The organism is Shewanella sp. MR-4, from assembly GCF_000014685.1.
Taxonomy (GTDB): Bacteria; Pseudomonadota; Gammaproteobacteria; order Enterobacterales; family Shewanellaceae; genus Shewanella.
Genome location: NC_008321.1, coordinates 570,872 through 584,218, shown reverse-complemented (window position 1 = coordinate 584,218; position 13,347 = coordinate 570,872). Strand labels below are relative to the sequence as shown.

General features: G+C 49.1%; 5 protein-coding genes. 2 read left to right on the top strand and 3 right to left on the bottom strand.

Annotation, left to right across the window (positions count from 1 at the left end; genetic code table 11):
* Positions 1–304 precede the first annotated feature (304 nt).
* Entirely contained in the window at positions 305–2,215 is a 1,911-nt protein-coding gene (locus SHEWMR4_RS02650) for a hypothetical protein (protein ID WP_011621305.1), read from the top strand.
* Positions 2,216–2,611: 396 nt separating this feature from the next.
* Here SHEWMR4_RS02650 and SHEWMR4_RS02645 read toward each other — a convergent pair whose 3' ends face one another.
* Together SHEWMR4_RS02645 and SHEWMR4_RS02640 are read right to left on the bottom strand one after the other, a co-directional pair.
* A complete protein-coding gene (locus SHEWMR4_RS02645) occupies positions 2,612–3,238 on the bottom strand; it encodes a flavin reductase family protein (RefSeq protein WP_011621304.1) in 627 nt (208 codons plus the stop codon).
* A gap of 148 nt (positions 3,239–3,386) precedes the next feature.
* Positions 3,387–8,333: a S8 family serine peptidase gene (locus tag SHEWMR4_RS02640; protein WP_011621303.1), complete on the bottom strand. Its 4,947-nt coding sequence runs from the start codon at positions 8,331–8,333 to the stop codon at positions 3,387–3,389.
* A gap of 283 nt (positions 8,334–8,616) precedes the next feature.
* Between SHEWMR4_RS02640 and SHEWMR4_RS02635 the strand changes: the two genes are divergently transcribed.
* Positions 8,617–11,010 carry a fatty acid cis/trans isomerase gene (locus SHEWMR4_RS02635; protein WP_011621302.1) on the top strand — a complete coding sequence of 798 codons (2,394 nt, stop codon included), beginning with the start codon at positions 8,617–8,619 and terminating at the stop codon, positions 11,008–11,010.
* A gap of 42 nt (positions 11,011–11,052) precedes the next feature.
* Here SHEWMR4_RS02635 and SHEWMR4_RS02630 read toward each other — a convergent pair whose 3' ends face one another.
* Positions 11,053–13,185 (bottom strand): M13 family metallopeptidase, encoded by a 2,133-nt coding sequence (locus SHEWMR4_RS02630; protein ID WP_011621301.1) that lies wholly within the window; start codon positions 13,183–13,185, stop codon positions 11,053–11,055.
* Positions 13,186–13,347 lie beyond the last annotated feature (162 nt).

Below are 13,347 nucleotides of genomic sequence, written 5' to 3'. Positions count from 1 at the left end.
CACCTTTTGTTGTTATTGAACGTGCAAATTCAATATGGCGTAAATGACGCCTACTTCACAAGAGGTGTCCATCCCATCATCCATGTATGCTCGGCGGCATCCATGCCGCCAACGGTCACTTTCATGCCAGCGTTTAATCTTTCCATCCCTTCCGAAATCTTAATTCTATTTTTTACAACCACACATCAAATGATGTTAACCATCGCTGACTAAATAAAATGTCATATTATGACGAACTCCAATGATATTATCCCCTTATAAAACATCATTATAATTCTATGCTCGTTTTAAGGATTGAAACAAAATGAAGAAGTACCTTGTCGCTTTACTCGCCTGTATTGCCGCGCTATTTTGGTTTACCCAAAAAAACTCTAACAGCTCATCGCATTCCAATGACAAGATAAAAACAGCCCAGCCCTCAACCTCGTCTTCATCCGCAACACTTGAGAAAGAAGTCGCCCACAAAAAACTGAAGGCTCCTAACAACTACTATAGTTGCCAACAACTTATCACATCGGAAAAAGAAACACGTTGGAGTTGGGCTAAAAAACAAGAATGGGATCAATGGTTAGACAAGGGGTATTCTATCGATGAGATTACATTGGCTATAGATCACTTTTTAAATTCTAATTTCGCGGCTAATTGGCGGGCAAAGCAGCTCAAAAAAGACTCAAAACTTAATCAGCAGAATCAAAGTTTAGCCGAACAAGTAAAGGCTTTAGTACCTGATCTCCCCTCGTTTGTACGAATCGAGAGAAGCATACCTCAATCTCAAATAGAAAATATTGCCACACTCACTCAAGCTGACGCACTAGCACTCATTAAAGAAACGAAGCTCAGCATCGATGATGTTGATTGGTTGCTTAAACAAGATTCACTTAGCCAGCAATTATTGTCACAAGCCATTGAAAAAATTGATAACACTGATGAGATTATAGGATTCGGAATCCAAGAGAATGAAACTCTACATCTTATAGATACCGCAGCCTACTATGGCAGGGATCAAATCGTAACCACTCTGCTAGAAAAGAACAGTGTTCTCAGTGATGATGCATACCTAGGCACAACCATGGATTATGCCCTTGCTCGTCTGGATTACTATTTCCAAATGAATATTCCATTAGAAGATGACTTAATTGTACGACAAGTCAAAATAATTAAAGCGCTTCACGGACTAAATAGCACTGCCAACTTTAGCATTCAGTCAGCTCAAAAAGCCGTGGGTTTCTTTCCTCGCCATATTTATAGCTTCGATGCACAACAAATAACAAATTTACAGCAAATGTATGGCCTCACGCTCACCGATATACTCCCTAAAAAAGTATTAACTTTTAATCCTAACTCCCCTTTATTAAAAGAACTTAACGCCAATTTTGCGCAACTAGATGCAAACAGTGCTACACCTGAAGCAGTTGCAGATTGCCAGTCATTCGTTCACAAAATAGATTCTCAATGGCAGCCACGTAGTCTTTCTTACTTTATCGATAAACTAACCAAAGAGGGCAAGGAAGTCACAGCCACCCATCTCCATCAAATTGATCCAGCATTAGCTGATTGCTTTAACTATCAACAATGGCAACCTCTTTCTAGACGGCAAAGTGGCGATCACAACTTAGACAGCGCTATATACAGGCTTGCGGCTCAGAATAACATTAATGAAGCCATTAAAATGGTTGAGGACGCGCAGTTAGAAGAGAATGTAAATCGTGAATTTTTCTATCAACTATTAGGTTATAACCCCGAGTATTTCACTGAGTTACAACTCAGCAAATTACGTCAAGAAACATTCGACTACGATGCCTTGTATCGCATGGCAAATTCCAAAACGATTTCCCTTATGACCGAAGGTTTGGATATCGACAAGCTAGATTATACGGGTAAAAGTTGGCTCGACATTGCAATAGTGAATCGCGATCTTCCACTGCTCAATTATCTGGTTAATCAGCATATTAGCTATCCATATAGGGAAAGCGGACGAGATCCACTGTATCTGTTATTGGAGACTAACCATTACGAATTTAACCCTGAGCATCTATTGGAGTACTTATCCTTACTAATGGTACTTGAACCCAAGGTCTACCCTCATCATCAACGTTTAATGTCATTGATACGTTTGAAGTTCCCTGAGTCATACACTCAAATCATCAACCAATTCCCAACGTTAATCGCAAAAGAGGACACCCCACTGCCACCTGCTGTGTGCCTCAATTATTAAGGTTGTACAACAGATAAAAGTAAGAATGGAGACGCCCGCAATTCTTCTTACTTTTCGGGCTAACTAACAACACCAAAATAATGGAGTTAGCCTCCCCTGCGAAGTTGTCGAAATACGCAGATAGCTCTTAGTTGTTTAAGCTGGGCCGTGGCGACATCATGGATGATGGCACAGGCTCGGGGAGACAGGGATGTCCCATCGGAGCCGTTAGGCAATTTTTATTGGAGTATGAGACCACTAACCAATGCATGTAACTTCGCTAGGGACGTCGAGGGATTTCCAAAAGGGGAACAGGCGCTTTTCCCCTTTTGGTCGGCTCTTTATAAAAAATAGGGGGTGAAGCCCCACGACGTTGATTTTGCTTTAAAAACTCAAACGAAGTTTGAGTACCACCACCTACACTTGTGGTCTATGTAGATCGAAACGCAGATCTTCGGAGATCCCATAGTAAGCCGATGGGCCGCCTGCGCGCAGCACGGGTTCGGCGAGGGCGGTTTGATACACACCTTCACTATTGAGCAAATGCTTGGCGATATGCACCGCGACCACTTCACCTAAGACGAGCCAAGTATCAATCTTATCCCCATTGGCGGCAGTTAATTGAATACATTGAGACAGCTTACATTCAAAGTTGACCGGGCTTTCGGCCACCAGCTCAGCTTGGACGATAGTGCCCGCCTTGGGGGTGAGTCCGGCAAAGGCAAACTCATCCTCCCCGCGGGGTAACATGGCGGAAGTTTGATTCATTTTCTCGGCAAGGCTGCGGGTGGTGAGGTTCCAGACGAACTCGCCAGTGTCGACGATATTGGCGACACTGTCCTTCCAGCCCGTGCTGGCAAAGCCAATGATCGGTGGTTTGTAGTTGAAACAATTGAAAAAACTATAGGGCGCGAGATTGCGTTGCCCCTGGGCACTGCGCGAGGAGATCCAGCCTATGGGTCTGGGGGCGACAATCGCATTTAAGGGATCGTGCGATAGTCCATGTCCCTTGCTCGGCTCGTAAAAATAGCGTTCTGTAGTCATCTTCATCCCCTGTCGATTTGTGCCCAATAAAGCTTAGCATGCGCGAATGGGATCCATATTACCCCGTGAATGAGTCGAATAAAACTGGATATTAATCCAATAAAAAGAGGGACATGCGTCCCTCTTTTTGACTAGAACTATAGGCTAATTAAGCACGAGTGGCTTTTTTAGCGCGGCGAATAAACGCCATAGAAAGCAAGCTGAGCAAGCTCCAACCTAAGGCACCACCTGAGCTAGATTCAGGCTCCGGCTTATCGGGAGTCACAGGGGTGACTGGTGGAGGTTCAACACCATCAGACTCAACCGTCAGCATAAAGCTGGTGCTGGCGGCATCTGAACCGATTTCGTTATCACGTATCGTCACTGTGACTAAAGTGTCGCCGTGGAAGTTAGCTTCTGGGATCAGGGTAAAATCATTACCGTTGATCTCTGCACTAATGTGCTCGCCAGAAACTTCAACCGTATTAGGGACCTTGTTCGCATCCACATAGGATACGCTTAGTCCTTCAAGACGGGTGTTTTCAGCCACAACTTGGTTGGCGATTGGCACTAACTTGATATTGCCATTCACTGCCACTGTATGCACTAAGCTAGTGGGTGTTGCACCTTCAAGATCGTAGTTCAGCTCAAGATCCAGCGTCTTACCCGTGGCTTCAGGTTGTACAGCTACTTTAAAGCTGACTTCCATACGGCTCTGCTCAGGACCAACGTAGTCGTAACAGACCACGAGATCGTTTTGCAGTTTTTCGTCTAAGTCATCGAAACCTAAGACCTCGTATAGCGTGCCATTTTTTGGACCAACGGTTTTTGACCATGGAGAATCAAACCCTTCCACAAACACGGCCCCTTTCGCCACATTTTCACCTAAGTTGCTATAGGCATAAATGATTTCGAATTGGCCTGGGCGATCATCGATACCACTGCGTAAAATGGTTTCAAAGTCAAACTCTTCGCCCGTTTTAGTGTCGGTGACATTATCAAACTCGAGGAACAGAAGATCCCCAAGATCTGGACGCTCTGCAGCATACTGACTCGCGATGGTTAACCCCCAGGGTGAAGAAGGATCGCGACGATATTTGCTGGTGAAAGTACCACGCCAGAATGGTGCCAATGCTTCGTTCAAGAAACCAGGACCACGGTGCTGTGACATGTACCAGTAACCAGTGTTGAACTGCAACGCCCCCACGGTATGCATACGCATGTAGCCCGCGTTAGGTTGGTTGTAGACTTCAAACTTGGCGTCTTGTTTGTAGAATAACCAATTGATAGGCACATCGAATGCGTTGTTAAAGTCACCGACAAACCAGTCTGCGTTAGGTTGGATGCGGAACTCGCCCCACAGATCGATATAACCACCCTTAGAGTACTCATCGATGATCGGCGTGTGACACATCTTGTCAGTTAAGTTAGTGCTGACCTTGTACTCACGCTCAACGTTACGAGTCGACAACTGTAAACCGCTCAGGGTTAAGGTGTGTTCATCGGCAACGATCGCTGTGGCGACTTCATCGTTATTGGTTTTGATCGTTCCAGTCGCTAAACGCATACCTTCCGGCAGCTTCATTTCGAACTTATAGTTACGATCCTGTGTCTCTAAGTTAGGCGCAATGTTGAGCTTAACATCGATCACATCCATGCTACGGGCCTTATCTTGGCTCACAGACCAAGTTACCGCATCGTCGGCACGACGAATGTCCAGCGCGGTAAAGCCTAATGTGCCTTCGGCACCTGGCATATTGCCAAGGTCGAATCCACCGTAGTAAACATCGCCAGCTTTGGTTTCAGGAATGTTCCAGTTAAGGCCAATCTCATAGTTACCATTACCGTCGTGAGATGCAGGGCCTGACATGCTCAGGTAGCCCTTGTCATCGTTTTCCATCACTAGGGCATATCCCGTTTCGATGGCAACATCACCTTGACCAGATGCATAGGCCATAGCGGTTGCAATCCAGTAAGTGCCTGGGGTTGGGCTCTCAAAGCTACAGTAGTTATGCTCGGACTGGCTAGTTGAGATACACATCAACTCATCGATATATTCCGCTCTGATCTCAGAACTCGTTGGGCTATCTCCCTCTGGCACAAAGGTATTACTGCCGTTCTTATCCAGACCCACCATGATAAAGGGGTGAAGTTGGGTATAACGTGGGTTTAGGTTTTCGAGCGTCGATACCTGTTCGGCCTTTTGAACTTCAACCACGAGACGTTTAGTACCTTCTGGCACCACGAGCGGACGAATATCCCAACCCTTATCTATGTTCGCTTTGCTTAAGATAGCGCTCACAGCCGTTAACTTGCTGGAGGCAATTTCTGGCTTCACAGGGCCATAGAAACGTGGTGTCAGTTGGCTGTATGAATCCGTGTTAACCACCAAAGACTCGGTACCTTGATCGCGAGAGATTTCAAAGCGGTGCGAGATCGGTAATTGCTCGGCAACACTCGCCACAACCACAGGCATATGTACATCAGGAGAGCTGCTATTAACTTCTTTTAACAGTACTTGACCATTGAAGAAAGTGTTCTGATTGAGCACTGCACTCCATGGCGATGAACCATCTTCAGGCTCAACCTTATGCTCGATAAGATTTGGCGTTTTAGCAGTGATAATAATGCTTTGCGACTCACCCGCCTTAAGGCTGAAGGAAGCTGGCGATACAGAAACTTCAAAACCTTCTTCTTTACCTACACCTTCGACTGTCCAAGTGCCATCACGGGTCGCCTTAACGGTACGCATCCAGCTACAGGTTTTTTCACATTCCATTTCAACCATGGAAGGTAAGTTCAACCAGTTCACTACACCACCGTTGGTCGGATCGGCATTACGGTAGTTTTCGATGGTTTCATCCATCACTAACCCAGTATCCGCTGCGCGAGCTACGTTGATCGCACCCGCACCCGCCATAAAGTTGTAGTAAGGCTCGATGAGCTCATAACCGGTATTTAATACCACAGGGCCTGCGGTAAGCATGAGTGCAGACTGGATTTCAGCGGGCGTCCAATCGGGGTGCAACTGAGTCAGCAGGGTCATAGCCCCCGTGACATGCGGTGCCGCCATTGAGGTACCGCTCATAAAGGTCCAGTCAGACGCACTCGGATTATTGGTAAACGGCTGATCGTCCGCGTTGGCCGCGTAAATATCCACACCCGGCGCCGTTAAATCTGGCACTAAGGTGTTGTTGGTTTTACTTGGGCCTAAGGAGCTGAATGTCGCTAGGTTATTACCCGCTGACGCGTCGAAACTATAGTCGTTAGTAAAGTCAGTAATAGTCGCTCGCGCCGTACCTGGATTTTTAAGTACCCAGTTACGGATTTTAAGGCGATCGGTATACTTCACCTGGATCCCCGGGATCACGTACATATCCGCTTCGAGGTTATCCACTGAAGAGCTCATGTTTTGCAGGATCACACCACCCGCGCCACCCGCTGCCACGTTTTTCGCTTTTTCGATACGGGCAATATCGCCACGCTCACAGACGACTATCTGATCCGAAGTAAAGGTACCCGCAGGGAAAGGCACGTTACAGCTTGCCGCTTTGTAGCTGTCATTAGGGTTGGGATCGGCATATTTCTCCGCCAATACCACTTCACCCGTAATAGAACCTGAGAAGCTAGTCCCTTGAATCGCCGTTGTTGGTTTACCCGTACCTTCAAAGGCAGTAATGCTCTTAATACCTGCCTTGAGTTTACGGTCATGAGTCGAGGCTCCAACCGTAGTTACCCAAGGTGAAGAGTGGTCTGCAGTCCAAAAGGCTCCGCTATTACCCGCGGCCGCGGCCACTGAAATCCCCGCTTCGCGCGCAGACAGGAAAGCCAGCTCCATTGGGTCACCCCAAGGCATGTTTTCGGCGCCACCGATAGAGAAGTTAATCGCATCGACACCATCGGCAATCGCATCTTCAAATGCCGATAAAATGGCTGATTCAGGGCAGCCCGCATAAGGGTCGCCACTGCTGCCCGGCCAGCACACTTGGTAGGCAATAATGTGGGCACGCGGCGCGACACCACTGGTCTGAGGGAAGGTAAAAGGTACATCCACACCATCGCTGACCTTATCGCCAGTAAAACCTTGCAGTGGTGTATCTTTTAAGGTGTTACCCGCAACAGTACTCGCCGTATGAGAACCATGACCCGCGTAATCCTCAGCGTTAGCTGGGCGGATGCGTTTTTTCGCACCGCTAGAAGTTTGGAACTCAGGGGCAGCATACACATCGGTGATTTCAGGGTAAGAATGCAGGCCGACTAACTTGTTGTTACACAGTTCAGGGAAGGCGCCACAATCGCCGATCGCCTGACCTTTGTATGGGTTTAAGCGTGCATATTCTTCATCATCTGCAAAGGCGACATGGTCGGTGTTGATACCAGTATCGATAATACCGACCACCATGCCTTCACCTTTAACAGGTAACCCACCTTGAGTGGCGGTGCCTTGCCACATTTGATCGGCACCAATAAATTCAGGACCACGGTCGGTGCGCAATTCAAAAATACGGTTAGGCGAAATACGCTTCACACCCGCTTGATGCGACATACGAATCGCATCTTCCTGCGTCATTTCAACAACTAATGCGTTGCTGGCAATAGTGAATTGCTTGTTGATTTTAAGGTTAACGCCCGCTTGACGTACGCGCGAAACAAACTTGTCCTGCTTGCCTAACAAGAAACTCTTATAGGACTGAGCCGCAGCTGTATTTACGCTGACACGGCCCTTAGCGATGATAGAACGGTTAACCGGTGCCTTAGTGGCAGCAAAACCAGGAATATCACCCTCGTAGGTCGCAAGGGGTTCAGCATCTAATTGAACGATATAGGTTTGCACGCCCTGAGAACTGGCTTCGGGCTGAAAAATCTCTTCAGGAGTACGGGCTTTTTTAACGCGGTTTAGCTGTCCTGGCGTGCCGACATAAATGTCACCACTCAGCTCGGCCTTACGTTCATTGGTCACTTTTAAGACATCTTCAGCGGTGAAAGTCGGAGTATAAAAACTGCTCCCCGCGACCTTCTCCATCCCAGGTGCCGCCAATGCAAACGTACAAGCACCGCTAACATAGAGCGCTGTCAGGCTCGCGATAGCGCTACGTTTGAACTGCAGATTGTTCATAGCATTTCCTTTAGAATTATATAGTTATTTTTTTGCGCACAGAGGTGCACTACTAGATATAACAAAAATCCGCAAAAAAATGCGTACCATTATGTAACCTTGATAAAACACAAATTAAACAATTTGAAACATTTAATCCTGAGGGATGAATATGGTGGCGTCGCTGTTGAGTTTAGAAAAATCATAAAAATACACAGTCAATTCAACTTGTTCGGACTATTCTGCTAGAGTATTGCAGGTTAGAAATGGATAAGACTGGTCAGTGTAGGCAAAGGAGTGGAATATGAATCCGATAAACGCAATCTGGAAACGTTGGCTCTTAGCCATAGTATTAGCGGCCTCGGGTTGTGCTAGCGTTGCCCAGGTGGATTTCGACAGTCTTTATGGTAAAAGCTCGCCGCAGACGCGGGCCGACAATCGGCCAATCCAGAGTGAACTCACTTCACAAACAAAGGCTTATCACTCGACTGTTGAACCTATCATCAACAGTCGCTGCGTGGTTTGCCATGCCTGTTACGATGCGCCCTGCCAGCTTAAAATGACTTCCAGTGAGGGCATTGAACGGGGCGCGAACAATGAAAAAGTCTATCAGGGCACCCGTTTGATGGCGGCAACGCCGAATCGGTTATTTGTCGATGCCCACACACCTGAAGCATGGCGCGAACGCGGGTTTTATCCCGTGCTCAATGAGCGCGCCCAGACCCCGCTGGCCAATACCCAGGCCTCAGTGCTGGCGCGGATGTTAACGCTAAAACAGGCCCATCCCCTGCCGGACACTAAACACCTCGATAAAAGCTTCGACTTTAGCCTCGATCGGGTTCAGCAATGCGCCAGCATTGAGGAAATGGACAAATACGAACAATACCAACCGCTTGCGGGTATGCCCTACGGCTTACCTGCGCTCAATCAGCAGGAACATAAGGTATTGATGCAATGGCTCGAACAGGGCGCAGTGTTGTCGACGCCACCCGCGCTTAGCGCCGAGTTCAATCAAGAAATCGCTCGTTGGGAGCAGTTCTTAAATGCCGACAGCCTCAAGGCGCAACTGAGCGCCCGTTATATTTACGAGCACTTATTTGCCTTCCACCTGTATTTTGAGTCATTAACCGCGGCCGATGCTCCTGCGGCTTACTTCGAGTTAGTGCGCTCACGCACACCGCCGGGCAAACCGATTGATCTGATTGCCAGCCGCCGTCCCTTCGACGATCCGCAAGTGTCGCGGGTGTATTACCGCTTTCAGCCCTATCACGCCACGATCGTCGATAAGACCCATATTCCCTACGCCTTGAATAACACTGTGCTGCAAAACTGGCAGCAGTGGTTTATCGACGCCCAATACCAAGTCAGCTCGCTGCCCAGCTATGCGCCGAGCGTATCGGCCAACCCTTTCGAGGCCTTTATTCAACTGCCCGCAGGCTCGCGCTATCGCTTTATGCTTACCCGCGCCCAAGACACTATTATGGGCTTTATCAAGGGGCCGGTTTGCCGTGGTCAGGTCGCCCTCAATGTGATCAACGATAGATTTTGGGTTTACTTTGTCACCCCAGAATATATGGACGATAGCGACTTTACCGACTTCTACCACGGCCAAATCGAGAACCTACGCATGCCTGCTGAGGAAGAAAGCACCGCCCTTGCCGTGACCTGGGTGAAATATGCCGCCAAACAGGGCGAGTATATGCGGGCACGAAATCAGTTTTTAAATCATAAGTTTAAAAATGGTCGCCACCTCACTATCGACGGCCTATGGGATGGCGACGGCAACAATGATAATGCCAGCCTGACGGTATTTAGGCATTTCGATAATGCCACTGTGGTGAAAGGGTTAGTGGGAGAATCCCCTAAGACGGCTTGGGTGATCGACTATGCCCTGCTAGAGCGTATTCACTACCTTTTGGTCGCGGGTTTCGATGTGTATGGCAACTATGGCCACCAGCTACTCACCCGCCTGTATATGGATTTTTTACGGATGGAGGGCGAGTCTAACTTCTTGACCTTATTACCCCAAGAGGAGCGCCGTAAGCAGTTTAAGGATTGGTATCAGGATGCGGGCACCCAGTTGACCGCCTTTATCGCGGGGGATATTAATACCTTCAATCAGCCCACGGGCGTGCTCTACTACACGGACGATCTAAAAGCCGAACTCTACCAAAAGTTGGCCGCTAAGGTCGGCGAGGTTCAGCCCCAACGCTATCAAATCGCACTCAGTCAGTTGCAACCTAACAGCAAGGCATTGTTGCAGGCGCTAGGCAGAGTCAAAGGCACGCAAGCGACCCTTTTGCCCGAGCTGACGATGATCATGATTGAGCCTGAAAAAACGGGCAAAGCGGAAATCTTTACCTTAGTACGTAACAGTGCCCATCGAAATATTTCGAGCCTATTCAGTGAGGAAAGCAACCGCGATCCCGCCAAGGATGATGTCACGCTAGTGCGCGGGCTATTGGGTAGTTATCCCGAAGCCTTCTGGCATATTAAGGAGCAAGACTTAGCCAAAGTTGTGGCTAAAGTCGAAGGCATGCAAACCGAAAAAGACTACGAGGCGTTATTGGATTTGGCGGCAGTGCGCCGCACCGATCCGCGTTTCTGGGCCTTTAGTGACAAACTTAACCAAGCCTTTTTCGACAGTCACCCGATTGAGAGCGGTTGGCTGGACTACAATCGGCTGCAAAATCGCTAACAAAAAAGGGAACCCTAGGGTTCCCTTTTTATCGACTTACGCTTACCAGATCTTCACGCGATCCTCTGGGGCTAAGTACAGCTTATCGCCGGGCTTCACATCAAAGGCTGTGTACCAAGCGTCTAAGTTACGCACGGTCAGCGCACGGTACATGCCAGGGGCATGGCCATCGGTCGCCACGCGGGCACGCAAGGCTTCGTCACGCATCTTAGTCGCCCACGTTTGCGCGAAGCCGATAAAGAAGCGTTGATCGCCACTAAAGCCATCGATAACTGGCGCAGGTTTGCCGTTAAGCGAAGCATGGTAGGCATCGAGTGCGGCCGCTAAGCCCGCCACGTCGGCAATGTTTTCACCTAAGGTCAACTTGCCGTTGACATGCAGATCCGGGAATGGTGCATAGCTATCAAACTGCTTCGCCAATGCCTCACCCTGCTTAGCAAACTGAGCAAAGTCCGCTGGCGTCCACCAGTTACGCATAGCGCCAGTCGAGTCGAACGCCGCGCCATTGTTATCGAAGCTATGGCTGATCTCATGACCAATCACTGCGCCAATCGCGCCATAGTTATAGGCCGCATCGGCCTTAGCATCGAAGAATGGTGGCTGCAAAATCCCCGCTGGGAAGTTAAGCGCGTTTTGCACTGGCAGGTTAACCGCGTTAACCACTTGCGGCGTCATCCACCACTCGCCCTTGTCCATTGGTTTGCCGATTTTGGCGAGTTGATGGGCGTATTCCACCTTTTCACCATTGATAACATTGGCATAGGCATTGGTTGGCGATACCGCATAGGCATCGTAATTGCGCCATTTATCGGGATAACCCACGCCAACGGCGATGGTCGCAACCTTAGCTAGGGCCTCCTGCTTGGTTGAAGGGTCCATCCACTCGAGTTTTTCGACACGCTTACCAAAGGCACTGACGATGTTATCCACCATAGTGCTGACTTCGGCCTTGGCCGAGGCAGGGAAATAATGCTCGGCATAGGCGCGGCCCACGGCATCACCTAGGTATTCATCCAAGGCACTCAAGGCGCGTTTATCGCGGCTGCGCTGTTCAGGGGTGCCCGATAGCTTAGTGCCGTTAAAGGCAAAAGAGGCGTTATCGATAGCCGATGGCAATACATCGGCGTGGCTGTTGATATGGTGGAACACCAACCAGTCTTTCCACGCATCCAGCGGCTCAGAGGCCACCAGCGCCGACAGCCCAGTAATAGCACTGGCGTGATAGGCGGCAAATCTGTCTTGCTTGCCAAGCTGGGCGGCATCTAAAAAGGCTGTCCAGTCGATGCCTGGGGCTTTAGCGTCAAAGTCGGCGCGGCTCCACACACCCGATGCCTTAGTGAAATCTTCACTGTCTTCACGGCTGGCGTGGGCGCTAGCAATCTGGTGTTCGAGGGCAAAAATGCGATCGGCACGGGCCGCTGCATCGCTGATACCCGCATCGGTCAGCAGGGTCTCGATATAGGCACGGTAAGCGGTGCGGATCTCGACCATTTTAGGGTCGTCCGACAGATAATATTCGCGCTCGGGTAAACCTAAACCGCCTTGCAGTAGGTAAGGCAGCACTTCACCCGGCGTCGCCAGACCTTGAGTCACGAAAATACCGAAGAGGTTTTCGGTGAAAAAGTCGGTGGCATTGAGAGGGTCCACATCGGCACGCAGGTTAGCACCGAGCGCCGCAGATAGGGCGTGTTTATCCGCAATGGCTTGATAGCGGGCTAAATCGACTTCCATTGGCTTCATGCCCGCCGCATCGATTGCCGCAGTATTAGTGTACGCCTTGTAGAAATCGGCAATGCGCGCATCATCGCTGCCAGCAGCATGTTCGGCCTTGACCAAGTCGGCGATCAGGCTGGTTTTATGCTTTTCCGTCTCTTGGAAAGCCACTAGAAATGCACCCGTGCTTGAACGATCGGCGGGGATCTCTGTGGTTTTCATCCACTCGCCATTGGCGTAAGTATAAAAATCATCGCCGGGTTTAACCTTAGGCGACATGGCCGCGAGGTTAATGCCGATTGGCATGGCGGCTTGGCTGGCAGCAGGCGCTGCGCTGGTTTGTACTTTTGCTGCATTGTCGCTAGCGACAGCGGCGGTTTCCTTGGTGTTATCACCACAGGCAGTTAACCCTGTCAGTACTGTCGTCGACAGTAATATGGCGGGGATCAGGCGGTCCGACATGAGAGACTCCTTCCGTTGTTATTCTTGTATTTTTGGTATTTTGGCTATTCGAATGCTTTCCAGCATGGCGAGGCAGTGTAACTGGCGATATGGTGGGATGTAAAAGAAACTCACGCTTTATGATAGAAAGTTAATGCAAAGTCTTTAATACACTCTACCTCT